The organism is Streptomyces sp. NPDC046303 (assembly GCF_055588085.1).
This window is the reverse complement of record NZ_JBVJFA010000015.1, coordinates 59,386-81,626: the sequence shown is the minus strand read 5'-3', so window position 1 is coordinate 81,626 and position 22,241 is coordinate 59,386. Positions and strand designations below refer to the sequence as shown.

The 22,241-nt window shown below is 72.9% G+C and carries 26 protein-coding genes and 1 pseudogene; 14 read left to right on the top strand and 13 right to left on the bottom strand.

Going from position 1 to position 22,241, the window contains the following annotated elements:
• Positions 1-4: 4 nt before the first annotated feature.
• Entirely contained in the window at positions 5-655 is a 651-nt protein-coding gene (locus ACZ6I1_RS17755; RefSeq protein ID WP_469288118.1) for a maleylpyruvate isomerase family mycothiol-dependent enzyme, read from the bottom strand.
• A 71-nt stretch (positions 656-726) separates the two neighbouring features.
• On the opposite strand from ACZ6I1_RS17755, the gene ACZ6I1_RS17750 reads away from it, so the two are divergent.
• Positions 727-1,644 (top strand): LysR family transcriptional regulator, encoded by a 918-nt coding sequence (locus ACZ6I1_RS17750; RefSeq protein WP_469288116.1) that lies wholly within the window; start codon positions 727-729, stop codon positions 1,642-1,644.
• Positions 1,645-1,677: 33 nt separating this feature from the next.
• Here ACZ6I1_RS17750 and ACZ6I1_RS17745 read toward each other — a convergent pair whose 3' ends face one another.
• On the bottom strand, positions 1,678-1,854 hold the full coding sequence (locus ACZ6I1_RS17745) for a hypothetical protein (protein ID WP_469288300.1): 177 nt from the start codon (positions 1,852-1,854) through the stop codon (positions 1,678-1,680).
• Between ACZ6I1_RS17745 and ACZ6I1_RS17740 the strand changes: the two are divergent.
• Positions 1,790-2,209 (top strand): annotated as a pseudogene (locus tag ACZ6I1_RS17740) (hypothetical protein); the annotation flags it as partial. The gene ACZ6I1_RS17745 and the pseudogene ACZ6I1_RS17740 sit on opposite strands and share 65 nt — an antisense overlap.
• Before the next feature lie 668 nt (positions 2,210-2,877).
• Positions 2,878-4,131, top strand: coding sequence for an ATP-grasp domain-containing protein (locus tag ACZ6I1_RS17735; RefSeq protein ID WP_469288114.1), 1,254 nt, complete (start codon positions 2,878-2,880; stop codon positions 4,129-4,131).
• On the opposite strand, the gene ACZ6I1_RS17730 is transcribed toward ACZ6I1_RS17735, so the two are convergent.
• Together ACZ6I1_RS17730 and ACZ6I1_RS17725 are read right to left on the bottom strand one after the other, a co-directional pair.
• Complete coding sequence (locus ACZ6I1_RS17730) at positions 4,110-4,478, bottom strand: cupin domain-containing protein (protein WP_469288112.1); 369 nt, start codon at positions 4,476-4,478, stop codon at positions 4,110-4,112. The two genes, ACZ6I1_RS17735 and ACZ6I1_RS17730, sit on opposite strands and share 22 nt — an antisense overlap.
• A 67-nt stretch (positions 4,479-4,545) precedes the next feature.
• Positions 4,546-5,268, bottom strand: coding sequence for an alpha/beta hydrolase (locus tag ACZ6I1_RS17725; protein ID WP_469288110.1), 723 nt, complete (start codon positions 5,266-5,268; stop codon positions 4,546-4,548).
• Positions 5,269-5,381: 113 nt separating this feature from the next.
• On the opposite strand from ACZ6I1_RS17725, the gene ACZ6I1_RS17720 reads away from it, so the two are divergent.
• The 3 genes from ACZ6I1_RS17720 to ACZ6I1_RS17710 all read left to right on the top strand — a co-directional run bounded on the left by ACZ6I1_RS17720 (position 5,382) and on the right by ACZ6I1_RS17710 (position 7,834).
• Positions 5,382-6,530: an adenosine deaminase gene (locus tag ACZ6I1_RS17720; protein WP_469288109.1), complete on the top strand. Its 1,149-nt coding sequence runs from the start codon at positions 5,382-5,384 to the stop codon at positions 6,528-6,530.
• A 139-nt stretch (positions 6,531-6,669) separates the two neighbouring features.
• A complete protein-coding gene (locus ACZ6I1_RS17715) occupies positions 6,670-6,918 on the top strand; it encodes a hypothetical protein (RefSeq protein ID WP_469288107.1) in 249 nt (82 codons plus the stop codon).
• Between the two features lie 133 nt (positions 6,919-7,051).
• The gene (locus ACZ6I1_RS17710) at positions 7,052-7,834 is read left to right on the top strand and encodes a hypothetical protein (protein ID WP_469288105.1); all 783 of its coding nucleotides are present in this window, start codon (positions 7,052-7,054) and stop codon (positions 7,832-7,834) included.
• A 17-nt stretch (positions 7,835-7,851) separates the two neighbouring features.
• On the opposite strand, the gene ACZ6I1_RS17705 is transcribed toward ACZ6I1_RS17710, so the two are convergent.
• Positions 7,852-8,052, bottom strand: coding sequence for a PspC domain-containing protein (locus tag ACZ6I1_RS17705; RefSeq protein WP_469288104.1), 201 nt, complete (start codon positions 8,050-8,052; stop codon positions 7,852-7,854).
• 38 nt (positions 8,053-8,090) lie between these two features.
• Positions 8,091-8,663 carry a VanZ family protein gene (locus tag ACZ6I1_RS17700; protein WP_469288102.1) on the bottom strand — a complete coding sequence of 191 codons (573 nt, stop codon included), beginning with the start codon at positions 8,661-8,663 and terminating at the stop codon, positions 8,091-8,093.
• A 179-nt stretch (positions 8,664-8,842) separates the two neighbouring features.
• On the opposite strand from ACZ6I1_RS17700, the gene ACZ6I1_RS17695 reads away from it, so the two are divergent.
• Entirely contained in the window at positions 8,843-10,003 is a 1,161-nt protein-coding gene (locus ACZ6I1_RS17695) for a calcium-binding protein (protein WP_469288100.1), read from the top strand.
• A 57-nt stretch (positions 10,004-10,060) separates the two neighbouring features.
• Here the strand turns inward: ACZ6I1_RS17695 and ACZ6I1_RS17690 are convergent, their stop codons facing one another.
• The 3 genes from ACZ6I1_RS17690 to ACZ6I1_RS17680 all read right to left on the bottom strand — a co-directional run bounded on the left by ACZ6I1_RS17690 (position 10,061) and on the right by ACZ6I1_RS17680 (position 12,373).
• The gene (locus tag ACZ6I1_RS17690; RefSeq protein WP_469288098.1) at positions 10,061-10,705 is read right to left on the bottom strand and encodes a PH domain-containing protein; all 645 of its coding nucleotides are present in this window, start codon (positions 10,703-10,705) and stop codon (positions 10,061-10,063) included.
• A gap of 25 nt (positions 10,706-10,730) precedes the next feature.
• Positions 10,731-11,339: a class F sortase gene (locus ACZ6I1_RS17685; RefSeq protein WP_469288096.1), complete on the bottom strand. Its 609-nt coding sequence runs from the start codon at positions 11,337-11,339 to the stop codon at positions 10,731-10,733.
• 83 nt (positions 11,340-11,422) lie between these two features.
• Positions 11,423-12,373, bottom strand: coding sequence for a hypothetical protein (locus ACZ6I1_RS17680; RefSeq protein ID WP_469288095.1), 951 nt, complete (start codon positions 12,371-12,373; stop codon positions 11,423-11,425).
• Positions 12,374-12,627: 254 nt separating this feature from the next.
• On the opposite strand from ACZ6I1_RS17680, the gene deoC reads away from it, so the two are divergent.
• Genes deoC through ACZ6I1_RS17665 form a run of 3 tightly spaced genes read left to right on the top strand, consistent with a single transcriptional unit; the run spans position 12,628 to position 15,921 of the window.
• Positions 12,628-13,590 carry a deoxyribose-phosphate aldolase gene (gene deoC / locus ACZ6I1_RS17675; protein ID WP_469288298.1) on the top strand — a complete coding sequence of 321 codons (963 nt, stop codon included), beginning with the start codon at positions 12,628-12,630 and terminating at the stop codon, positions 13,588-13,590.
• Between the two features lie 5 nt (positions 13,591-13,595).
• Complete coding sequence (locus ACZ6I1_RS17670) at positions 13,596-15,032, top strand: aldehyde dehydrogenase family protein (protein WP_469288092.1); 1,437 nt, start codon at positions 13,596-13,598, stop codon at positions 15,030-15,032.
• Positions 15,025-15,921 (top strand): aldehyde dehydrogenase family protein, encoded by an 897-nt coding sequence (locus tag ACZ6I1_RS17665; RefSeq protein ID WP_469288090.1) that lies wholly within the window; start codon positions 15,025-15,027, stop codon positions 15,919-15,921. Before ACZ6I1_RS17670 ends, ACZ6I1_RS17665 begins: the two co-directional genes overlap by 8 nt.
• Positions 15,922-15,999: 78 nt before the next feature.
• Here ACZ6I1_RS17665 and ACZ6I1_RS17660 read toward each other — a convergent pair whose 3' ends face one another.
• Positions 16,000-16,344 (bottom strand): hypothetical protein, encoded by a 345-nt coding sequence (locus tag ACZ6I1_RS17660; RefSeq protein ID WP_469288088.1) that lies wholly within the window; start codon positions 16,342-16,344, stop codon positions 16,000-16,002.
• Positions 16,345-16,396: 52 nt separating this feature from the next.
• Between ACZ6I1_RS17660 and ACZ6I1_RS17655 the strand changes: the two genes are divergently transcribed.
• Positions 16,397-17,095, top strand: coding sequence for a uridine kinase family protein (locus tag ACZ6I1_RS17655; protein ID WP_469288295.1), 699 nt, complete (start codon positions 16,397-16,399; stop codon positions 17,093-17,095).
• Positions 17,096-17,469: 374 nt separating this feature from the next.
• On the opposite strand, the gene ACZ6I1_RS17650 is transcribed toward ACZ6I1_RS17655, so the two are convergent.
• Positions 17,470-18,165 carry a SigE family RNA polymerase sigma factor gene (locus ACZ6I1_RS17650; protein WP_469288086.1) on the bottom strand — a complete coding sequence of 232 codons (696 nt, stop codon included), beginning with the start codon at positions 18,163-18,165 and terminating at the stop codon, positions 17,470-17,472.
• Between the two features lie 194 nt (positions 18,166-18,359).
• Between ACZ6I1_RS17650 and afsQ1 the strand changes: the two genes are divergently transcribed.
• From afsQ1 to ACZ6I1_RS17635, 3 genes are read left to right on the top strand one after another with little or no spacing between them, the layout of a single operon-like run.
• The gene (gene afsQ1, locus ACZ6I1_RS17645; RefSeq protein ID WP_063754818.1) at positions 18,360-19,037 is read left to right on the top strand and encodes a two-component system response regulator AfsQ1; all 678 of its coding nucleotides are present in this window, start codon (positions 18,360-18,362) and stop codon (positions 19,035-19,037) included.
• Positions 19,034-20,518 (top strand): ATP-binding protein, encoded by a 1,485-nt coding sequence (locus ACZ6I1_RS17640; RefSeq protein ID WP_469288084.1) that lies wholly within the window; start codon positions 19,034-19,036, stop codon positions 20,516-20,518. The genes afsQ1 and ACZ6I1_RS17640 overlap by 4 nt, the downstream gene beginning before the upstream one ends.
• The gene (locus ACZ6I1_RS17635; RefSeq protein WP_469288082.1) at positions 20,502-21,131 is read left to right on the top strand and encodes a hypothetical protein; all 630 of its coding nucleotides are present in this window, start codon (positions 20,502-20,504) and stop codon (positions 21,129-21,131) included. Before ACZ6I1_RS17640 ends, ACZ6I1_RS17635 begins: the two co-directional genes overlap by 17 nt.
• 70 nt (positions 21,132-21,201) lie before the next feature.
• Here the strand turns inward: ACZ6I1_RS17635 and ACZ6I1_RS17630 are convergent, their stop codons facing one another.
• Both ACZ6I1_RS17630 and ACZ6I1_RS17625 read right to left on the bottom strand, forming a co-directional pair.
• A complete protein-coding gene (locus tag ACZ6I1_RS17630; RefSeq protein ID WP_469288081.1) occupies positions 21,202-21,513 on the bottom strand; it encodes a hypothetical protein in 312 nt (103 codons plus the stop codon).
• The gene (locus ACZ6I1_RS17625; protein ID WP_469288079.1) at positions 21,485-22,135 is read right to left on the bottom strand and encodes an RNA polymerase sigma factor; all 651 of its coding nucleotides are present in this window, start codon (positions 22,133-22,135) and stop codon (positions 21,485-21,487) included. Before ACZ6I1_RS17625 ends, ACZ6I1_RS17630 begins: the two co-directional genes overlap by 29 nt.
• Positions 22,136-22,241 lie beyond the last annotated feature (106 nt).

The following is a 22,241-nucleotide window of genomic DNA, read 5'->3' as shown; positions in this document are numbered from 1 at the left end:
GTCCTCAGGTTCGGGTGAAGCGGCTGCTCCGCTCGCCCCGGAGCCGGCCGGGCGGGAGCGTGCGGCCGAAGGCGAGCAGGAGCAGGTCCTGGGCGTCGCCGTAGACGGGGGACCCGGATCCGTACGACCAGTCCAGGTCCTCGGCGCACAGCCGCACTCCGTCGACGTCGGCTCCGAAGAACCTCAGGCCGCTGGGCCGGATCCCGTCGAGCAGCACGCGCAGCCGGTCCTCGGGGACGCGCCGGCCGAGGCCGAGGGCGACCGTGATGTCCAGCCCGTGCACCACGTCATGCCCGAGCGCCGCCGCGAACCCGCCGACCGGTGGCGTCCAGGGGTGGTGCGCGCCTTCCCGGAGGAACGCGGCGAGCGAGGCGGTGGAACGGCCGGCCGCGTCCCTGCGCGCGACGCGGTCGGTCATCCGGTGCAGGTTCCCCCGGGCCCTGGCCAGTTCGCCCAGCGTCGCGGGCAGGGAGAGCCGCAAGCCCATCGACATGTGGGCCGCGACCTCGCGGACCCGCCACCCCGTGCACAGGCTCGGCTCGTCCCATTGATCGGCCCGCAGCCCGTCGAGCAGGTCGGCCAGCTCCTGCCGTTCCGCCGCGATCAGGGCCCTGACCGCGGCCTTCCTGTCCTTGCGGGACATCGCGTCATCCATGGGTCCCACCCTGCGGCCAACGGCCCCATAGGGGAAATAGATAGATGTGCTGCTGCCTAGAATCACGGCTTATGGAGCTTCGCCAACTGCGCTACTTCGTCACGGTCGTCGAGGAGGGCGGTTTCACCCGCGCCGCCGCCCGGCTCCACCTGAGCCAGCCGGGACTCAGCGCGCAGATCCGCCAGTTGGAGAAGGAACTCGGGCAGTGCCTGCTCGACAGGTCCGGCCGGTCGGTGACGCCGACCGAGGTGGGCAGGGCCGTCCTGCCGTACGCGCGGGCGGCACTGGCCGCCGCGGACGCGGTGCGGCAGACCGTGGACGAGCACACCGGACTGCTGCGCGGCAGGGTCACGCTCGGGCTGGTCTCCGGCGCCACCGGCCGCGCCTTCGACGCGGCCTCGTTCCTCGCCGCCTTCCACGCCGCCCACCCGGCCCTGGAGATCGCCCTGACCGAGGACACCTCGGAGCGGATGCAGGCCGCGCTCCTGGCCGGCGAGATCGACATCGCCCTGCTCGGACCCACCGCCGAGGAGCCCCCGCCCGGCCTCACCCACCGGACGGTCATCGACGTCCCGCTCGGCGCCGCCGTCGCACCCGGCGACCCGCTCCTGACCCCCGCCGACCGCACCAGCGTCCCCCTGGCCGAGCTGCGCGACCGCCCGCTGATCTGCCTGCCGCGCGGTACGGGGGTGCGGGCGGCGCTCGAACGCGGCTGCGCCCAGGCGGGGTTCCGGCCCCGCGTCGCCTTCGAGGCGGCAGCCCCCCAGGTGCTCGCGCAGCTCGCCGCCCGGGGTCTGGGCGCCGCCGTACTGCCCCTCGGCGAGGAGGGGCCGGACCGCGGCGGACACCTGCGCACCCTGCGGATCGTCCAGCCCCCGATGCGTGCCCGCATCGTCCTCGCCTGGCCGGCCACCGGACCCACCAGCCCCGCCGCCCGGGCGCTCCTCGACGCCCTGCGCGAGGTCCTGCCCGCGCCGCCCGGGGGCTGACGGCCCGGCCCGGCCGCTCAGGGACGAGGCGCCTCAGCCGCCCGCGACGCCGGACGCCCCCCGCTTCGACTCCGCGGGCTCCGCGGGCTCCGCGGGCTCCGCGGACTGTGCCGGCTGCGCGGAGAGCAAGTACCCCGCCTGGAAGCGGGACTTCGCCCCGACGGCCCGCATGATCTCCGCGATGTGCCGCTGGCACGTCCGCTCCGACATGCCCAGCCTCCGCGCGATGACCTTGTCCTCCAGCCCCTCCGACAGCAACCGCACGATGGTCTGCCGCAGCTCGTCCGAGATCGACCGGGCCGCCACCGGGCTCACCGTCGTCGGGAAGGGCTCCGCGCCCAGCCAGGACCGCTCGAAGGCCGCCGTCATGAAGTGCACGACGCTCGGCTCGCGCACCACCAGCGCCGCCCCGCTGCGGTCCGGCACCGCCATCAGACCCGTGTGGCCGTCGAAGACCAGCATCCGCATCAGCCCGTCGCCCAGCGTCCGCACCTGCGCGCCCAGGGCCGTCACGCGCTCGACGTACGCCGCCGTGGGGCGCGAGTACCGCGCCGTGTGCTGGTAGAGGGTCCGCATCCGGACCCCGCGCGCCAGCAGCGACTCGTCACGTCCGATCGACTCCTCCAGCGTCTCCAGCGGCCGTCCCCCGCCCGGCTGCGAGGTCAGCAGCTCCTGCTCGCACGCCGCGACGAGCTCCGCGATCAGCCCCCGTACCGCGCCGAGGTCCGTCACCAGCTCCAGGCGGCCCGCACCGCTCAGGTCCCGCTGCGCGGTCCCCGCCTCGTACGCCGGCACCAGCGCCTCCAGGCGCCCCCGCAGCCGGTCCATCTCGTCGTGGGTCTCCCGTACGCGCACGGCCAGCGGGGCCAGCGCCCGGGCGGCCGCCGCCCGGGGTGCGACCGCGCACCACCGGTCGGGTCCGGCGCCGGGCGCCCGCTGCAGGAGGTGTGCCGCGGCCAGTTCGGTGATCGCGGCGGCCGCGCGCACGCCCAGGGCCTCCGTGGCCTCGCCCGCGTCAAAGGCGTGCCGCTCGACGGCGTACGCGTAGAGGCGCCGGGCCGCGGGGCTCAGTTCATCGGCTTGATCGGCTGGCATATGCCTATTCGTCCCGGCCTGTGTCAGTTCGTAAACCCCTCGTATTCCCGCAAGGCGGCAAGACGACCCCTGTCAGGCGGCTATCGGCATATGCCGAAGCGGGCAGAGTGGCTGCACGGCGTGAGGCGGGAGCGCGGTGTGCGGCAGGGACGTGGTCAGGAGTGGGCCGGGAACGGGCGGGAGCCCGTGGCCGTCCTGCTGAGTCCGCGGCCCGCCGTGGTGGCGGCCGCCCGCCGTGCGGGCGCCCGCACCGTGGTGGTCGCGCCTGATCCATCGGCGCCATCCGACCGTGAGGGGGCGGAGCGGCGGGTGCGGACGGACTGGCGCGACCACCGGCACTTGGTCGGGGCAGTCGGCCGGCTGGAGGCGGTGCGGCACGGCCGCGCCGCCGTCTTCGGTTTCGACGCCGCGGGAGCCCTCGCCGCTGCCCGCGCCAACGAGGAACTGGGCCTGCCCGGCACTCCCGCCGCCGCCGTCACCGCCCTCATGGACAAGGCCGCCCTCCGCGCCCGCTCCAACACCCTGCACCCCGGCCGGCCCGTCTCCTTCGCCCGCTGCGGACGGGCCGAGACCCTCCCGTTCGTCGCCACCCTCATCGGCTACCCCTGCGTGGTCAAACCCCGGTCGGGCACCGACGGCGAAGGGGTCCGGCTCGTCCACGACGAAGCCGGGGCGCGGGCCGCCGCCGACGGCTACCCCGAGATCACCGACCTCCTCGTCGAGGAGTACCTCGAAGGCCCGGAGCTCACCGTCGCGGCCCTCTCCCGCGACGGCCGCCACCGCATCCTGGGCTGGTCCCGCCGGATCACCGGCCCCCGCCTCACCGCCACCGGCCACGACCTGCCCGTCGCCCTGGACCCGGCGACCGCGCAGGCCGTACGGGCCCTCGTACGCGGGGTCCTCGACCTCGCCGGACACCACGACGGCCCCTCCCACACCGAGGTCATCCTCACCGCGCACGGCCCCCGCCTCGTCGAGGCCCACGCCCGCCCCGGCCGCGAGGAGTTCGGCCGCCTGCTCCGGGCCGCCCACGGCACCGACGTGCTCGGCCTCGCGCTCGCCGCCGGGCTGGGCCTGCCCGAGCCGGTACGCAGCCCGCGGACCGCGCACGCCGGGCTGCGGTACGTGGACTTCCCGCCCGGCCGCGGCCCCGGCGCGGTCCGGCCGGGGATCGCGGCGGCGCGGGCCGTGCCCGGGGTGGTCCGGGTCCAGCTGGAGATCCCGGTGGGGGCGACGGTCCGGTGCGCCCCGACGGGCGGCCTGCACCACGCGTACGTCCTGGCCACCGCCCCGACGGCCGGTGCGCTGGCCCGCACCCTGGACCGGGCCGGCGGTCTGATGCGGCCCGTGGACCGCGGCCGGCGGATCCGTCAGCCGGAGGGCTTCGCGTAGTCGGCGAAGCCGGTCCAGTCCAGCGTCACGCAGGGCTCGTCGCCCAGCACCCACGCGTTGTGTCCCGGAGGCACCCGCATGAAGTCGCCGGGGCCGAACTCGGCGCTCTCGCCGTCGTCCATGACCACTTTGATGCGGCCGCTCACCACGTATCCGGTGTGGTCGGCCCGGCAGCTGTCCGTCCCGGCCAGCGGCTTGACGTGCTCCGACCACTTCCAGCCCGGTTCGAAGGTGGAGCGCCCGACGCCGGTGCCGCCCGCCTCCAGCAGATCCAGCCGGCCCTTGCCGTCGGCAAACGGCCGGGTCTCGTCGGGCTGGTCGAAGCTCCTGGACACCATTCCGCCCATGATCCATCGCCTCCGGGAGGGAAAACGCCCCGAGTCCACTCCTCACGTTACGCGCGACGGCCGCGCCTCACCGCCGGAGCGAGCGCCCGAAACCCGAGGCCAGCGGCATCCGCAGGCCCAGCGGCGGGGGAGCGGCCAGGGCGTCCGTCACCGGCCGCGAATACCGTCCCGAGCACACCGCGCCGAGGACGAAGTCCACCACCAGCGCGACGACTTCCGGCTGGTGCTCGCGCAGCCCGTGCCCGTCCGAGTGGACCTCGAACCGGCACGTGGAACGATTCGCCTTCTTGGCCCGGGCCGCCAGCTGAAACGATGCCTCAGGGTCGCTGCGCGCGTCGTTCGTGCCGTGCACGATCAGCACCTGCCGCCCCGACAGCTGTTTCACCGGTTCGGGCGAGGCCGTCCCCGCCGCCGCTCCCAGGCAAGGGGCCAGCGAGACCACCGAGTTGACGGCGTCGTGGCCCGCCGCCCGCAGCGCGGCCAGGCCGCCCGCACCGTACCCGGCCAGGCACACGGGCACGTCCCCGTAGCGCCGTACCGCCTCGTCCGCCGCCCACCCCGCCTGCTCCTCGCGGGAGGCGTCCCCGCCGTGGATGACGGTGTGCGCGACCAGCCCCTCCGTCCCGCCCGCCCGGGCCAGCGCCCGCCCGAGCGGACGCAGCGGACCGGGGGAGAATCTGGACGCTCCGGGAAGCAGGAGCACCACACCACTGACCGTCGACCCCAAGCCGTTCGCGCCGGCTGCCCGCCCCAGGCGGGCCCCGCGCGCCGGCGGCGCATGCTGTGCCATGGCGGAACAGTCTCAGACGCCGAGGTGTACGACAGCCGTCTCCGCGGTCTCTGTTACATATCGGCGCTCGCGGCCGACACCCGCTCTACGCGCGTAGGAGTTAGAGTGCCCAGATGACGAGCGAGACCCCCAACCTGCCGACCCCGGATCAGATCCGCCGCGCCCCGAAGGTGCTCCTGCATGATCACCTCGACGGTGGACTGCGCCCCGGGACCATCATCGAGCTGGCCCGCGAGGCCGGCTACGAGAACCTTCCCGAGACCGACGCCGACAAGCTCGGCATCTGGTTCCGGGAGGCCGCCGACTCCGGCTCCCTCCCGCGCTACCTGGAGACCTTCGCGCACACCTGCGCGGTCATGCAGACGAAGGAGGCCCTCTTCCGGGTCGCCGCCGAGTGCGCCGAGGACCTGGCCGAGGACGGCGTCGTGTACGCCGAGATCCGCTACGCCCCCGAGCAGCACCTGGAAGCCGGCCTGACCCTCGAAGAGGTCGTCGAGGCCGTGAACGACGGCTTCCGCGAGGGCGAGCGGCGTGCGAAGGCCAACGGCCACCGCATCCGCGTGGGCGCCCTGCTGACCGCGATGCGCCACGCCGCCCGTGCGCTGGAGATCGCGGAGCTGGCCAACCGCTACCGCGACAACGGCGTGGTCGGCTTCGACATCGCCGGCGCCGAGGCCGGGTTCCCCCCCACCCGCCACCTCGACGCCTTCGAGTACCTCAAGCGCGAGAACAACCACTTCACGATCCACGCGGGCGAGGCCTTCGGCCTGCCGTCGATCTGGCAGGCCCTGCAGTGGTGCGGCGCCGACCGCCTCGGTCACGGCGTGAAGATCATCGACGACATCGAGGTCGCCGAGGACGGCTCCGTGACGCTGGGCCGCCTGGCCTCGTACGTCCGGGACAAGCGCATCCCCCTGGAGATGTGCCCGACCTCGAACCTGCAGACCGCCGCGGCCGCCTCGTACGCCGAGCACCCGATCGGTCTGCTGCGCAAGCTGCACTTCAGGCTCACGGTCAACACCGACAACCGCCTGATGAGCGGCACCAGCATGAGCCGCGAGTTCGAGCACCTGGTGGACACCTTCGGCTACACGCTGGACGACATGCAGTGGTTCACCGTCAATGCGATGAAGTCCGCGTTCATTCCTTTCGATGAACGACTGGCCATGATCAACGAGGTCATCAAGCCGGGTTATGCGGAGCTGAAGTCGGAGTGGCTTTTCCAGCAGACCGCTTCCACCAGCGGTTCTGTCTCGGCCTAGGCCATGGCATGACGTACTGAAAGGGTCCGGGAGGAGCAATTCCCGGGCCCTTTCTCATATTTAAGGATGTTTGCGGGCGGGGGTTTGAAGTGACTAGTTTGCGGAGCCGCTCAATTCCCCGTCGCAAGGACACGTTTTCATGAAGCAGTCAGCTGCCAAGATCCTCGGTACCGCCGCTCTGGGTGCCGCCTTCGCCGCCGTCGCCGCCGGTACCGCCTCCGCCGTTCCGGCCGTGGGCCTCGCCGACACGCTGAGCACGGCCACCGGTGCGCTCCAGGGCGTCACCAGCCCGCAGCAGATGAACTCCGAGGAGGGCGGTCAGCCGAGCGACCCCACCGCCGCGGTCACCGGCCTGCTGGGCCCGGTCACCGGAGCCCTCAACGGCTGACGCCGTCGCGATGCGAACACGCCCACGGCGGTCGCACACCTCTTCCACGGAGTGTGTGTGCCGCCGTGCGGTGTGTCACGATCGCCACCAACTGCCCGCCGACGCAAGCGGTATGAGGTCTTTGGTCATGCGCATGAAGGTACGAGCGACCGTGGTCGCGCTGGTCCCCGCCCTGCTGCTCGCGGCGGTCGGATGCGGCGGTTCGAACAGCCCCGACAGCGCCCCGCCCGGCAAGGGCCCGGACCCCAAGGGCTCGGCGAGCCAGGCTTCCGGAGCACCCGGCGCCCCCGGCGGGACCGCCCCCGGCGGGACCGCCCCCGGCGGATCCGCCGCGCCCAAGTCCGGCGGCAGCAAGGCGCAGCGGTCCGCGCTGGAACAGGGCGACCTGCCCGGCTACCAGATCTCGGCGCAGGGCAAGAACCCCAACGCGCCCGACGGCCAGCCCCAGGCCGACAAGAAGGCCTGCCAGCCACTCGCCGACATCATGGGCGACAAGCCGGACCCGGCCGCGCGCGAGACAGTCAACCGGGGCATCGGCTCCCAGAAGCAGGTCGGACTCGCCGTCTCCGCCTCCGTCAGCTCGTACGCCGAGAGCGACGCCAAGGCGCTGATCGCCCGCCTCAAGGCCGCCGTGCCCGCCTGCGGTACGGGCTTCACCGCCACCGTCGAGAAGCAGACCGGCAGCTACCGCGACGTGCGCGCCGCCGAGTACCGCACGGGCGGCGACGAGAGCGTCAGCTGGACCACGACCGCGGCCGCCCAGGGCGTCTCGGCGCAGGTCCACCTGGTCGTCGTGCGCGAGGGCGACACCATCGTGCGGCTGATGGCCCTCAACGTGGCCGCGGCCGACCAGAAGGCGCGGGTGCCGCAGGAGGTCGCCGACAAGCAGCTGGAAAAGGTCCAGCGGGCCGGGTGAGTGAGGACCGGACGGGCCTACCAGGCGGCGGTGGCGGACTTCTCGTTCGGCAGGAGCAGCCACAGCGCCAGGTAGATCAGGAACTGCGGGCCGGGCAGCAGGCACGAGGCGACGAATATGACGCGCATCGTGGTCGCGGACATTCCGAAACGCCGGGCCAGTCCGGCGCAAACGCCGCCGATCCATCGACCGTCACGGGGGCGGACAAGGGCGCTCATGGGGTTCTCCTTCATCGGGATCGCTCTTGTGCGATACCTCAATACTCGCGGGGAACCGCCGAAAGAACCTCGGTCCACGGACCGAGCCCGACCCTGGTAATTCTCGGGGTGGGTCCCTGATAAGCGGTGCGTGAACGCCGCAGCCGGGCGCGCAGTGCCGGTACGACGGCCGCGTGCGCGAGCACCACGCCGACGGTGTTCAACAGGACCGAGTCCACGTCGACGACCTGTCCCGGTACGGCGGTCTGGAGCATCTCGATGCACACCGAGGCCAGTGCGCCCGCGGCCGCGGTCCGGGCCAGCGAGGACCAGGCGGACAGCGCCGACGGCGCGAGCCGCCCGCCGACCAGCGGCAGCAGCACGCCCAGCGGGGCCAGCAGCGCCAGCCCCTCGCCGATCCGGCGGGCGGCCTCCAGCGGCCCGTAGGCGAGGTCCCCCCGGATCCCCTCCAGCGGGGTCAGGTTCGCGGCCGCGGCCCAGGGCACGTCCAGTGGTCGCAGCGTCAGCCAGCCGACGACCAGGAGGTGGGCGGCCAGGAGGGCGCCGCTCAGGAGCCGGAACCGGAGATGAATGGCGGTGGCGGCGCTGTGGCCGGCCTCTTGACGCTGCACACCTGCGATGACGCGGCGTGCGGCAGCCGCGGTTCCGGTCTGCCGGTGCCAGCGAAAGGCCGATGAGAATCCGATCGGATGAAATCACCGGACCCGGCCGCGCATCCGCTTCTCCGCGACCACATCACCACGCACAGTGAGCGCGATTGACGCCCGGAGCCAGGGAAAGGGAAACACCCATGCCCGAACACCGCCCCGCCGTACGGGGCCGCGCCCGTCCCGCCCGCCGGATCACCGCCACCGCCGGCGCGTACGCGCTGGCCGCCGCCTTGGCCGCCGCCCTGACCGGACTCGGCGCGGCCGGCCCGGCCCGTGCCGCGGCGGACACCTGCTTCAACGCCGTCGCCACGACCACGGGCACCGTGGGCACACCCGATGACGACGTCATCATCGGCACGCCCGGCCGCGACGTCATCGACGGCTTGGGCGGCAACGACAAGATCTGCGGCGCGGGCGGCAGCGACACCCTCCTCGGCGGCGCCGGGGACGACTCGGTCTCCGGGGGCCCGGGTGACGACCAGATCGAAGGCGGCGAGGGCAACGACACCCTGGTCGGCGACGACTTCGCGTACACGGGCGACGCCACCGGCCCCGCCGGCCGCGACCGGCTGACGGGCGGCGCGGGCGCGGACGGCATCGTGGGCGACCACTACGCCGTCCAGGGCACCGCCCAGGGCGCCGCCTCCGACCTGCTGGCCGGCGGCGACGGCGAGGACTCCCTGACCGGCGACAGCCGCGGCGACCGCGTGACCGGCGGCGCGAACGACCGGCTGGAGGGCGGCCTCGGCAGCGACGGACTCGTCGGGGACTCCATCGGCTTCTACGAGGCCACGGGGGCCGGGGACGACGTCCTGCTGGAGGGCCCCGGAGAGTTCGGTGACGCGACCGGCGACAGCGTGGTGCTCGCGGGCAACGTGAGCGGCAGCGGCGGCGACGATTACATCGACCTCGGTACGGACGGCGGCTTCGGCGCCTGGGGCGACCACCAGACGTTCACGGGCCGGGCGACCGGTTCCGGCAACGACCGCATCCTGGGCGGCAGCGCGGACGAGATCGCCCTCGTCGGCGACAGCGCCCTCGGTGATCCGGTCGGGGCCACCGCGGGGAACGACCTGATCGACGGCCGGGGCGGCAGCGACCACCTCTTCGGCGACAACGTCAACAGCCAGACCGGCAACGACTCGATCGGCGCCGCCGGCGGCAACGACTTCCTCAGCGGCGGGGACGGCGACGACGTCCTGCGCGGCGGCCCGGCCGCCGACACCCTCAACGGCGGCCCGGGCACCGACGACTGCGACGGCGAAGGCGGCGCGGACGTCCAGTTCAACTGCGAGGTCTGACCCGGACCGCGGCGGGTGCGGGGCCCGGAACCGCTCGGGCCCCGGGCGCGCCCGCGGTCAGCGCGTCGCGAACAGCACGATCAGGAGGACCGCGCCGGCCACGGCCGGCGCGATGATCTCGTACGACCACTGCACGCGCACGCTGCCCTGGGCACCGGCCCGCGAGGCGCCGCGCTCGGCCAGCTCCCGCAGTTCGTCCACGACCTTGTCGGCGCCGGCCCGCTGCGGCCCGGCCGGTGCGGCCGGGTTCTCGGCGCCGGAGGAGGACATGCCCCGGCCGGTGAGCCCGCCGCGGCGGCTCAGCCGGCCCCGGCTCGCCTTCTTCCGCTCCCGCAGCGAGACGGGAACGGACCAGAGCTGGTACTTCGAGCCCTCCGCCAGCACCTCCGCCGAGTATCCGGCGCGCACCGCGTCCACGGCAGCCCAGGGCAGCTCGATGATGCGGAAGGGGTTCCGCACGCGCATCCGGTCGTCATTGGCGAAGACGGCGGGGCGGATCGTGAAGGCCACGATCAGCGGCACCACGCACAGCGCCAGCGCCAGGGCGACCCACGGGGTGTTCCCCGAGCCGCGCACCACCGCGTCCCCGCAGAGCCACGCGGTCAGCGCGAGCAGCAGCACCCCGGTGACCACGGCCGAGGAGGAGCGGTAGACCCGGTCGTCGTAGACCGGCTCGTCGGCCGGTGGCTGCTGGCTGCTCATGCGGTCGATTCTGCCCCACGCCGTCTCACCCCACGAGATCGGCGTACAGAATGATGTTGTCCGGCCGGTGGCCGTCGGTGATCTCGCCGCCGCAGGTGATGACGCGCAGCTCCGGACGTGCGGTGTCCCCGTAGACCTTGTCGGTCGGGAACCGCTTCTTGTCGACCTGCTCCAGCTCGCGGACGCGGAAGACGGCGGCGGCGCCGTCCGCCCGGAAGACCGTGATCTCGTCGCCGGTGCGGACGCGCGAGACGTCCTTGAGCACGGCCGGGCCGCGGGCGGTGTCGAAGTGGCCGATCAGCACGGCTGGGCCGGTCTCGCCGGGGGTGACGCCCTTGCCGTACCAGCCGATCTTGTCCGCGTCGGCCACGGAGGGCACCTCGGCTGTGCCGTCGGCGGCCAGCCCCAGCGTCAGCACCGGCGAGGCGTCCACACCGGCCGCGGGGATCCGTACGCGTACGGGCGCGGAGGCGGGCAGCGGGGTGGCGCTCGCGGCCGGGGCCGCGGGGACGGCCGTGGGGGCGACGGTGGGCGGGGCGGCGTCCGCGGGAGGGGTGGGGGCGGCGCCGCAGCCGGTCAGGGCGGCGGTCAGGAGGACGGCGGCGAGCAGCGGGCGGGCGGCACGGTGGGCCATGGGGGACACTCCGGGAACGGGCTGCGGCGGGCCACCGGGATGGTGGCCCGCCGGAAGGCGAGAATGCGCGCAGGAGGGGTGTATCAGCCCTGGGCGCGGCGGCGGCGCAGAGCCACGCTGGCGCCCAGCGCGCCGAACACAGCGATCAGGCCGGCGCCGGCCGCCATGGTGGTGCTGTTGTCGGTGTCCGCTGCGGTCTCGACCGGGAGTTCGGCGCCGGCGGCGACCGGGCCCTTCGGAACCACCGTCGTCTGGCCCGCGATCTGCGGCTTCGCCGGGGCGGGGGTCGTGGGCTTCACCACCGGCGCGGAGTCGGTGAACTTGTAGCCCGGCTTGCAGCCCTTGGGGAACGCGGGGAACGGAGCCCGGCCGATCCCGCTGTTGCCGCCCTGCGTCTTCCACTCGAGGACGGGCTTGGCGCTGCTGGGGTTCACGATTCGGACCACGATGCCCTCCGACTCGGGCAGCGTGGGGTGGGTGCGGTCCAACTGGGCCCAGCCGCGATCGTCGCCGGAGTGGAAGAGGACCGCCTTCGGGCCGTTCTCGGAAACGTACAGCTCGGCCTTTACGCCCGCGCCCAAGGACTGCCCTACCGGACCCACCCTGCAGTCCGAGCCGGCCGCGCCCGCGGGCAGCGGGTAGGACGTGGTGCTCCCGTCCTTGGCGGTGACGACGAGCACGGGGTGGGCGCTCGCGGCCTTGGTGAGTTCGAGCGACAGGCCCTTGGCCTTGTCGTGGGGCAGGGTCCGGTCCAGCTTCGTCACGACGTGGACCATGTAGGTGTCGCCCGGCTTCCAGTGGGGGCCGACCTCGCGGATCCAGGCCTCGGGGCCCTCCGCCTTGTTGCGCAGCACCGCGACCAGGCCCTCGCCGATGTAGACGGGCTTGCCCTCGTACCGGCTGTTGTCCGACACCGCGGTCGTCCGCGGGGCCGTGGCGGGCGCCGCGAACGCGGCGCCGGCGGCCGGGATGAGTATCGCGCCCGCGAGGGCGGCGGTGACGATCGAGGTGCGGAGGGCGAGGGCGGTACGCATAACGACTCCTGGAGCGTGGGTGAGGAAAGTGGAGGAGAGTCGCATGCCGCGTCGAGTCTGTTCGGTCTGGTTCACCGGGTCAGGTGTGGCGGGCTGCTGAGAAGAAGGCTATTGATCTTGTGCGTGCGGAGGATCCGGCTCCTGTCATCGACGTGTAACGGTGACCGGAGGTGTCGATTCCGTACCGGAAGCGCCTGAATCCGGGGGAGGGGGTGACAGGTCGCTACGCGCGTAGATATGCTCATGTGGTGACCATGCCCACCACCCTCACCGCATTCGCTGACGTGACGACGTCCGACAGTGCGCTGCGCCGCTTCCTGCACGGGCTGCCCGGCGTCGACGCAGTCGGACTGGAGGCCCGCGCGGCCGCCCTCGGCACCCGCTCGATCAAGACGACGGCCAAGGCGTACGCCATCGATCTGGCCATCTCGATGATCGACCTGACGACGCTGGAAGGCGCGGACACCCCGGGCAAGGTCCGGGCGCTCTCCGCCAAGGCCGTCAACCCCGATCCGACCGACCGTACGACGCCCATGACCGCCGCGGTCTGCGTGTACCCCGACATGGTGGCCACCGCGAAGGCCGCCCTGAACGGCGCCGACGTCAAGGTGGCCTCCGTCGCGACCGCCTTCCCGGCCGGCCGCGCCGCACTGCCCGTCAAGCTCGCCGACACCCGTGACGCCGTCGCCGCCGGCGCCGACGAGATCGACATGGTCATCGACCGTGGCGCCTTCCTCGCCGGCCGGTACCTCGACACGTACGAGCTGATCAAGGCCGTCAAGGAGGCCTGCGTCCGCCCCGACGGCACCGCGGCCCGCCTCAAGGTCATCTTCGAGACCGGCGAGCTGTCGACGTACGACAACATCCGCCGCGCCTCCTGGATCGGCATGCTCGCGGGCGCCGACTTCATCAAGACGTCGACGGGCAAGGTCGGGGTCAACGCCACCCCCGCCAACACGCTGCTCATGCTCGAAGCCGTCCGCGACTTCAAGGCGCAGACTGGAATCCAGATCGGCGTGAAGCCGGCCGGCGGCATCCGGACCACCAAGGACGCGATCAAGTTCCTGGTCCTGGTCAACGAGACCGCGGGCGAGGACTGGCTGACCAACCAGTGGTTCCGCTTCGGCGCCTCCAGCCTGCTCAACGACCTGTTGATGCAGCGCCAGAAGCTGAGCACCGGCCGTTACTCCGGTCCCGACTACGTGACGGTGGACTGATCACCATGGCATCTGTATTCGAGTACGCACCGGCTCCCGAGTCCCGCTCGGTCGTCGACATCGCCCCCTCCTACGGGCTCTTCATCGACGGCGAGTTCACCGACGCCGCCGACGGCAAGGTCTTCAAGACCGTCTCGCCGAGCAGCGAAGAGGTGCTGGCCGAGGTCGCGCAGGCGGGTGCCGCCGACGTGGACCGCGCCGTCAGGGCCGCCCGCAAGGCCTTCGAGAAGTGGTCCGCGCTGCCCGGCTCCGAGCGCGCCAAGTACCTCTTCCGCATCGCCCGGATCATCCAGGAGCGCAGCCGCGAGCTCGCCGTCCTGGAGACCCTGGACAACGGCAAGCCGATCAAGGAGACCCGCGACGCGGACCTCCCCCTGGTCGCCGCGCACTTCTTCTACTACGCGGGCTGGGCCGACAAGCTCGACCACGCGGGCTACGGCCCGAACCCGCGCCCGCTGGGTGTGGCCGGCCAGGTCATCCCGTGGAACTTCCCGCTCCTCATGCTCGCGTGGAAGATCGCCCCGGCGCTCGCCACCGGCAACACGGTCGTCCTCAAGCCCGCCGAGACCACCCCGCTGTCGGCGCTGTTCTTCGCGGACATCTGCCGCCAGGCCGGCCTGCCCAAGGGCGTCGTCAACATCCTCACCGGCTACGGCGACGCGGGCGCGGCCCTCGTCGAGCACCCGGACGTCAACAAGGTCGCCTTCACCGGCTCGACCGCGGTCGGCAAGAAGATCGCCCGCCACGTCGCCGGCACCGACAAGAAGGTCACCCTGGAGCTGGGCGGCAAGGGCGCCAACATCGTCTTCGACGACGCCCCCCTCGACCAGGCCGTCGAGGGCATCGTCACCGGCATCTTTTTCAACCAGGGCCAGGTCTGCTGCGCCGGATCCCGTCTCCTCGTCCAGGAGTCGATCCACGACGAGCTGCTGGACAGCCTGAAGCGACGGCTGTCCACCCTGCGCCTGGGCGACCCGCTCGACAAGAACACCGACATCGGCGCGATCAACTCCGCCGAACAGCTCGCCCGGATCACCGCGCTCGCGGAGACCGGCGAGGCCGAGGGCGCCGAGCGCTGGTCCCCGGCGTGCGAGCTGCCGTCCGCCGGCTACTGGTTCGCCCCGACGCTCTTCACGAACGTCACCCAGGCGCACACCGTCGCCCGCGACGAGATCTTCGGCCCGGTCCTGTCGGTGCTGACCTTCCGCACCCCCGACGAGGCCGTCGCCAAGGCCAACAACAGCCAGTACGGCCTGTCCGCCGGCATCTGGACGGAGAAGGGCTCGCGCATCCTCGCGGTCGCCAACAAGCTCCGCGCCGGTGTCGTCTGGGCCAACACGTTCAACAAGTTCGACCCGACCTCGCCCTTCGGCGGCTACAAGGAGTCGGGCTTCGGCCGCGAGGGCGGCCGCCACGGCCTGGAGGGCTACCTCGATGTCTGAGTCGTCGACCCGTCTGAACGTCTTCAAGACCTACAAGCTGTACGTCGGGGGCAAGTTCCCCCGCTCCGAGAGCGGCCGGGTGTACGAGGTGACGGACTCCAAGGGCAACTGGCTGGCCAACGCGCCGCTGTCCTCCCGCAAGGACGCGCGGGACGCGGTCGTCGCGGCCCGCAAGGCCTTCGGCGGCTGGTCGGGCGCCACCGCCTACAACCGCGGGCAGATCCTCTACCGCATCGCCGAGATGCTCGAGGGCCGGCGCGACCAGTTCGTCCGCGAGGTCGGCGAGGCGGAGGGCCTGTCCAAGTCGAAGGCCGGCGCCGTCGTGGACGCGGCCATCGACCGCTGGGTCTGGTACGCGGGCTGGACCGACAAGATCGGCCAGATCGTCGGCGGTGCCAACCCCGTCGCCGGCCCGTTCTTCAACCTCTCCACCCCCGAGCCGACCGGCGTCGTCACGGTCCTCGCCCCGCAGGACTCGTCCTTCCTGGGCCTGGTCTCGGTGATCGCCCCGGTGATCGCCACCGGCAACACCGCCGTCGTGATCGCCTCGGAGAAGTCCCCGCTGCCCGCCCTCTCCCTGGGCGAGGTACTGGCGACCTCCGACCTGCCCGGCGGCGTCGTCAACATCCTGTCCGGCAAGGCCGGCGAGATGGGCCCGCACCTGGCCTCCCACCAGGACGTCAACGCGATCGACCTGGCGGGCGCCGACGCGGCACTGGCCAAGGAGCTGGAGATCGCGGCGGCGGACAACCTCAAGCGCGTCCTTCGTCCACAGCCTGTGGACGACTGGACCGCGGACCCGGGCACGCACCGCATGACGGCGTTCCTGGAGACCAAGACGGTCTGGCACCCGACGGGTTCGCTGGGCTCGGGCGGATCCTCGTACTAGAAGCCCCCCGGAACCGGCCCCGGCAGCGTCCCCATGCTGCCGGGGCCTTCCCGTGTCCGCCCCCCGCCTACGCCCCGCCTACGCGGGCAGGACCGGCCCGAGCAGCGAGCCGACGGCCGCCGCGGGCAGCTCGCCGACGGAGGGCCCCTGCGTCAGGACCCCGGTGACCATGCCGGTGCCGACGGCCGGGAAGTCCGCGACCTTGGTGGCGATGCCGTTGTCCAGCGGGTCCACGCCGGTGTGGGCCAACGGGTTCACCTTGAGGTTCGCGATCGGGTCGGTCACCCCGGCCAGCGCCGCCGGGACATCGAGTTCGCCGGCCTGGGCGCCGCCCGCGGCCATCGCGAGCGCGGCGCCCGCCATCGAGAGGGTGAGGCCTGCGGAGCGCAGCGCGGAGCTGTGCGGAGCTGCGTGACGTGCCATGGTTCCCGCCTGAGGTCGTAGTCGCGTGCGCACGCAGCGTAATCGACGTGTGATCCTGGATACCAACCGGCCACCGGAGGGATCCCCTGCAGGGGTTAATGCTTCAGACTGGTGTCCCGTGAGCTGTTCTTCTCCCCTGCCGACGCGCGTCGTGCTGCTGACCGGGCCCTCGGGCTCCGGCAAGTCCTCGCTGGCGGCCCGCTCGGGCCTGCCCGTGCTGCGCCTGGACGACTTCTACAAGGAGGGGGACGACCCGACCCTCCCGCTGGTGGAGGGGAGTTCGGACATCGACTGGGACTCTCCGCTCTCCTGGGACGCGGACGCCGCCGTCGCGGCGATCGAGGAGCTGTGCGCGGCGGGCCGTACCGACGTCCCCGTCTACGACATCGCGTCGTCCTCCCGGACCGGGACGGAGGCGCTGGACATCTCCCGGACGCCGCTGTTCATCGCGGAGGGCATCTTCGCGGCGGACATCGTCGCCCGGTGCCAGGAGCTGGGGCTGCTCGCCGATGCGATCTGCCTGCGGGGCCGGCCCTCGACCACGTTCCGGCGGAGGCTCGTCCGGGACCTGCGCGAGGGGCGCAAGTCGGTGCTGTTCCTGCTGCGCAGGGGGTACCGGCTGATGCGTGCCGAACGGGGCATCGTGGCCCGGCACACCGCACTCGGGGCACACGCCTGCGGCCGCGACGAAGCCCTGGGCCGGCTGGCCGCCGCCGCAGCCGGCCGCCACCGCACGGCCACCCCGGCGTAGCCCCGCTCCTTGCGGGCTCCGCCCCAGACCCGGCGGGGCCCGACGGTCCCGCGGTCGGCCGCGCCGCCGTTGCCGGGGGCCGGCCCCCGGACCCCCGCGCCTCAAACGCCGGCGGGGCTGATCTTGGCTGATGCCGCCTGCCGGCCACATCCAGCCCCGCCGGCGTTTGAGGCGCGGGGTACGGGGCGGAGCCCCGGGAGGTCCCAGCGGAGCCGAACCGGTCCGGTCGGAGCCCGGCATCCGCGAGGGGACTGCCCGCACCCGCGGACGCGAAAGGGCGGGATCAGTCGGACCCCCGGCCGACTGATCCCGCCCTTTCCCCCCACATGGCCTCCGCCCCACCCCCGTAGGACGGCCCCCCGGCCATTGGTCTCTCAGGCGACGAGTTCCTCGAAGGACTCCGCCTCGTCGGCGCCGAAGCTCAGCGCCTCGTCCTCCCGCAGCCGCCGCAGCGACCGCCAGATGCTCGACTTCACCGTGCCGACGCTGATGTCGAGGATCTCCGCGATCTCCGGGTCCGTGCGGCCCTCGTAGTACCGCAGGACGAGCATCGTGCGCTGCGGCTCCGGGATCCGGGCCAGCGCCTGCCACAGCACCGCGCGCAGCTCCGTACCGCGCATCGCGTCCGTGTCCGAGGCCGTCTCCGGCAGCTCCTCCGTCGGGTACTCGTTCAGCTTCCGCCGGCGCCACGCACTGATGTGCAGGTTCGTCATCGTGCGGCGCAGGTACCCGCCCACGGCTGCCTTGTCGGTGATCCGGTCCCAGGCGCGGTACGTGGAGAACAGCGCGCTCTGCAGCAGGTCCTCCGCCTCGTGGCGGTCGCCGGTGAGGTGGAAGGCCGTCGCGTACAGGGCCGCCCGGCGCTCCTGGACGTACGCCGTGAACTCCGCCTCGGACGTGGAGGACGGGGTGCCCTGGGCGGGAACCGCCTGGTACTGCTTCGCGTCAATGGCTACGACGTGTGCCGGCCGGGGCCGGGCTACCGCGACGTTACGGACACCCGCCCGGCGGTTCACATCGTGCAGCCGCGTGACAACCGCGCTGGTGGTGGTGCTGTGCAGCGTGTTCATCTCGCGCCCCCCGTCGTGGAGTCTGCTTCGGTCCGTTGCTGTGCTCGGGTTGTTGGTAGAAGCCTGCCCGGCCGACTTAACCGGCGTGTCCGCCGACTGTCACAGCCCTGTCACAGCGACCTGCGGCGCGTCCCGGCCGGATCCGCTGCCCCTGCCGGTCGAACTCCCGACTGCCGATGGGACAGAATGAGCCCGTGCCTTTCCTGTTGCTGATCGAGGACGACGACGCCATCCGCACGGCCCTCGAACTCTCCCTGTCTCGCCAGGGCCACCGTGTGGCCACCGCGGCGACGGGCGAGGACGGCCTGAAACTGCTGCGCGAGCAGCGGCCGGATCTGATCGTGCTGGACGTGATGCTGCCCGGGATCGACGGCTTCGAGGTGTGCCGGCGGATCCGCCGCACCGACCAGCTGCCGATCATCCTGCTCACCGCGCGCAGCGACGACATCGACGTCGTCGTCGGCCTGGAGTCCGGTGCCGACGACTACGTGGTCAAGCCCGTCCAGGGGCGGGTCCTCGACGCCCGCATCCGGGCCGTACTGCGCCGCGGCGAACGCGAGTCCAGCGACTCGGCGAGCTTCGGCTCCCTGGTCATCGACCGCGCCGCCATGACGGTGACGAAGAACGGCGAGGACCTCCAGCTCACGCCGACCGAGCTGCGGCTGCTGCTGGAGCTGAGCCGCCGTCCCGGACAGGCGCTCTCCCGCCAGCAGTTGCTCCGCCTGGTCTGGGAGCACGACTACCTCGGCGACTCGCGGCTGGTGGACGCCTGCGTGCAGCGGCTGCGGGCCAAGGTCGAGGACGTGCCGTCCTCGCCGACCCTGATCCGGACCGTCCGCGGCGTCGGCTACCGCCTGGACTCCCCGCAGTGATCCCGGCGCTGCTCGCGGGCCGGCGCTGGACCAGCCTGCGGCTGCGGCTCCTCATCGTGTTCGCCCTGGTCGCGCTGACGGCCGCGGTCTCCGCTTCGGGGATCGCGTACTGGCTCAACCGGGAGGCGGTCCTCACCCGTACCCAGGACGCCGCCCTGGGCGACTTCCGGCAGGAGATGCAGAACCGGGCCGCGGCGCTGCCCGCCGACCCGACGGCGCAGGAGATCCAGCGCACCGCCGAGCTGATGGCGGGCAGCAGCCCCGGCTACAGCGTGCTGCTGGTGCAGGAGGGCGCGGAGGGCCAGATCTCCGGAGCGGCCGGACCCGACCCCTTCGGGCTGGACGACGTACCGAAGTCCTTGCGGGACGCGGTCGACGACCGGCAGAAGACGACGGCGGCGAACGACGCCGAGTACCACATGTACTGGCAGCGGACGAAGCCCGGCGGCAATCCGTACCTGGTCGGCGGGACGCGGATCGTGGGCGGCGGGCTCACCGGCTACATGTACAAATCGCTCGCGCAGGAGCGGGACGACCTCAACGCGCTGGCCTGGTCGCTGACGATCGCGACGGGCCTGGCGCTGCTGGGTTCCGCGCTGCTCGCGCAGGCCGCGGCCCGTACGGTGCTCAAGCCCGTGCAGCGGCTGGGCGACGCGGCGCGGCGGCTCGGCGAGGGCGAACTCGACCACCGGCTGGACGTGTCGGGGACGGACGAACTCGCGGACCTGTCGCACACCTTCAACAAGACGGCCGAGGCGCTGGAGAAGAAGGTCGCCGACATGAGCGCGCGGGAGGAGTCGAGCCGGCGCTTCGTCGCGGACATGTCGCACGAACTGCGTACGCCGCTGACGGCGTTGACGGCGGTCGCCGAGGTGCTGGAGGAGGAGGTCGACGACCTCGATCCGATGATCGCACCGGCGGTGGCGCTGGTCGTCAGCGAGACCCGGCGCCTCAACGACCTGGTGGAGAACCTGATGGAGGTCACCCGCTTCGACGCGGGAACGGCCCGGCTGGTGCTGGACGACGTGGACGTCGCCGACCAGGTCACGGCCTGCATCGACGCACGGGCCTGGCTGGACGCGGTCGAACTCGACGCCGAGCGGGGCATCGTGGCGCGGCTCGACCCGCGCCGCCTCGACGTGATCCTGGCCAACCTGATCGGCAACGCCCTCAAGCACGGCGGCTCGCCGGTGCGGGTCAAGGTGGTCGTGGAGGGGGAGTGGCTGGTGATCGCGGTGCAGGACAACGGTCCGGGCATCCCGCAGGACGTCCTGCCGCACGTCTTCGACCGGTTCTACAAGGCGAGCGCCTCGCGCCCGAAATCGGACGGGAGCGGGCTCGGCCTGTCGATCGCCATGGAGAACGCGCACATCCACGGCGGCGACATCACCGCCGCCAACGGGCCCGGCGGCGGGGCGCTGTTCACGTTGCGGCTGCCGGTGGACGTGGGGAAGGTGATCGCGCGTGACCAGGACGCGTAGGACCCTGTCGGCGGGCTGGGCGCTGCTGGCGCTGTCCGCCGTGTCCGGATGCGGGATCAGGGCGACGACCGTGCCGGTGGACGTGGGCCCGGCGCCCTCGCGGGTGTCCTGCGACACCCCGGCGCAGCCGTCCGGGCAGAGCGGTGTGCAGGGGTTCCGGGCCACGGTGGAGCTGGTCTGCGGATCGCAGCTGGTGGGCGTGGAACGGGTCGTACCGGTACCGGAGAAGCGGCCGCTGCGGGACCCGGTGGTGCTGGCCGTGCAGGCGCTGCTGGAGGTGCTCGAGAAGACGCCGTCCGGGGAGGAGCGGGATGCCGGGTTCACCACCGGCGTGCCGACCGGGCTCACCGCGGGAGCGCCCAGGCCGGGCGATCCGGCGGGCACGGTGCGGCTGAGCCGCAAGCCGGAGGACCTGCCGCCGGTGGCCCTCTCACAGATCGTGTGCACGCTGGCGGACAGCGAGGCGGTGTCGGCAGGGCCGGGGCCGGTGGTCCTGGGCGGGCCGGACGCGGATCCGCCGCGGGCGTGGGAGTGCACGGACGCGGTCCGCTCGCGGCCGGAGTCGGTGCCGACGCTGGGCGAGATCGTCCGCCCGTCCGCCAAGCCTTCCTGAGCCGGGCGGGCCGGGCTTCCGGGGCGGGCTTCCGGGGCGGGCCGGACGTCGGCCCGCCCCGGTGGCTCGGCTACCGCGGGACCGGTTCGGTCGTCCGCTCCGCGTGGGCCCGGTCCGCGACGCTCAGCGTGCACCGGCCGTCCTCGCAGCTGCGCTGCAGCCGGCCCCGCGAGACGGTCTGCACCAGGCCGATGGCCCAGCACATCGGGCAGCCGCGCAGGGCCAGTACGCCGACCGGCAGGAGCAGCAGGCTGACCGGGCCGACGGCCGGGAGCAGTGCGATCGAGACGATCAGGCTGCCGAAGCCGATCACTCCCCGGACCAGGTGGCGGGGCAGGGAGGGACTCGCGAAATCAGGGCCGTCGGCCTTGGTCGTCCTCATGGGCATCTCCAGACGCAGGTTCGGGATGGGCGCGCAGGGACTGCCGCACCGCGGCGCGGGCGCGGTGCAGCCGCGATTTCATGGCGGCGGTACTGAGGCCGAGCGCCTCGGCGACCATGCGTCCGCTGTGACCCTGGATGTCCCGCATGATCAGTACGCGGCGCTGCTCGGCCGGCAGGGCGGCGATGGCGGCCGCCACCCTGCCCGCCTCGATGCGCTCCAGCACCACGTCCTCGGCCGAGCGCACGGAGGCGTGCGAGGCGTGCGAGGCGTGCGAGGCGTGCGAGGTGTGCGAGGTGTGCGAGGTGTCCCAGGTGTCCGAGGCGTCGGGCAGCGGCGCCCGGGCCCGCACCGCACGCGCGCGCCGCAGGCACTCGTTGCGGACGATGCGGAACATCCACGACGCCAGCGCCCCGGACGCCCGGAGCATCCCGATCTTGCGGTACAGGATGATCAGGGCTTCCTGTGCCGCGTCCTCGGCATCCTCGGGAGTGGCGCAGAGCGAGCGGGCGAACCGCTGCACGTTCGGGTGCGAGCCGGACACCAGCGCGGTGATCGAGTCGACGTCGCCGCGCTGGGCGGCGACGATCAGCTGTTCACCGGGCCAGGACGGGTCAGCCACGGGCTTGCCTGCGCTTGCGCAGGACGAAGTAGCTGCACGTGCAGAGCAGCACGGCGCCGGCGGCGATGGCGATGCCCACGATCATGAAGACCTCCTGGTTCCGTCC

What these genes read in the sequence shown, in the direction of transcription:
- ACZ6I1_RS17755 (WP_469288118.1), bottom strand. Translation starts at nt 655, where the DNA reads ATGGATGACGCGATGTCCCGCAAGGACAGGAAGGCCGCGGTCAGGGCC.
- ACZ6I1_RS17750 (WP_469288116.1), top strand. Translation starts at nt 727, where the DNA reads ATGGAGCTTCGCCAACTGCGCTACTTCGTCACGGTCGTCGAGGAGGGC.
- ACZ6I1_RS17745 (WP_469288300.1), bottom strand. Translation starts at nt 1,854, where the DNA reads ATGTCGGAGCGGACGTGCCAGCGGCACATCGCGGAGATCATGCGGGCC.
- ACZ6I1_RS17730 (WP_469288112.1), bottom strand. Translation starts at nt 4,478, where the DNA reads ATGGGCGGAATGGTGTCCAGGAGCTTCGACCAGCCCGACGAGACCCGG.
- ACZ6I1_RS17725 (WP_469288110.1), bottom strand. Translation starts at nt 5,268, where the DNA reads ATGGCACAGCATGCGCCGCCGGCGCGCGGGGCCCGCCTGGGGCGGGCA.
- ACZ6I1_RS17720 (WP_469288109.1), top strand. Translation starts at nt 5,382, where the DNA reads ATGACGAGCGAGACCCCCAACCTGCCGACCCCGGATCAGATCCGCCGC.
- ACZ6I1_RS17715 (WP_469288107.1), top strand. Translation starts at nt 6,670, where the DNA reads ATGAAGCAGTCAGCTGCCAAGATCCTCGGTACCGCCGCTCTGGGTGCC.
- ACZ6I1_RS17710 (WP_469288105.1), top strand. Translation starts at nt 7,052, where the DNA reads ATGAAGGTACGAGCGACCGTGGTCGCGCTGGTCCCCGCCCTGCTGCTC.
- ACZ6I1_RS17705 (WP_469288104.1), bottom strand. Translation starts at nt 8,052, where the DNA reads ATGAGCGCCCTTGTCCGCCCCCGTGACGGTCGATGGATCGGCGGCGTT.
- ACZ6I1_RS17695 (WP_469288100.1), top strand. Translation starts at nt 8,843, where the DNA reads ATGCCCGAACACCGCCCCGCCGTACGGGGCCGCGCCCGTCCCGCCCGC.
- ACZ6I1_RS17690 (WP_469288098.1), bottom strand. Translation starts at nt 10,705, where the DNA reads ATGAGCAGCCAGCAGCCACCGGCCGACGAGCCGGTCTACGACGACCGG.
- ACZ6I1_RS17685 (WP_469288096.1), bottom strand. Translation starts at nt 11,339, where the DNA reads ATGGCCCACCGTGCCGCCCGCCCGCTGCTCGCCGCCGTCCTCCTGACC.
- ACZ6I1_RS17680 (WP_469288095.1), bottom strand. Translation starts at nt 12,373, where the DNA reads ATGCGTACCGCCCTCGCCCTCCGCACCTCGATCGTCACCGCCGCCCTC.
- deoC (WP_469288298.1), top strand. Translation starts at nt 12,628, where the DNA reads ATGCCCACCACCCTCACCGCATTCGCTGACGTGACGACGTCCGACAGT.
- ACZ6I1_RS17670 (WP_469288092.1), top strand. Translation starts at nt 13,596, where the DNA reads ATGGCATCTGTATTCGAGTACGCACCGGCTCCCGAGTCCCGCTCGGTC.
- ACZ6I1_RS17665 (WP_469288090.1), top strand. Translation starts at nt 15,025, where the DNA reads ATGTCTGAGTCGTCGACCCGTCTGAACGTCTTCAAGACCTACAAGCTG.
- ACZ6I1_RS17660 (WP_469288088.1), bottom strand. Translation starts at nt 16,344, where the DNA reads ATGGCACGTCACGCAGCTCCGCACAGCTCCGCGCTGCGCTCCGCAGGC.
- ACZ6I1_RS17650 (WP_469288086.1), bottom strand. Translation starts at nt 18,165, where the DNA reads ATGAACACGCTGCACAGCACCACCACCAGCGCGGTTGTCACGCGGCTG.
- ACZ6I1_RS17630 (WP_469288081.1), bottom strand. Translation starts at nt 21,513, where the DNA reads ATGAGGACGACCAAGGCCGACGGCCCTGATTTCGCGAGTCCCTCCCTG.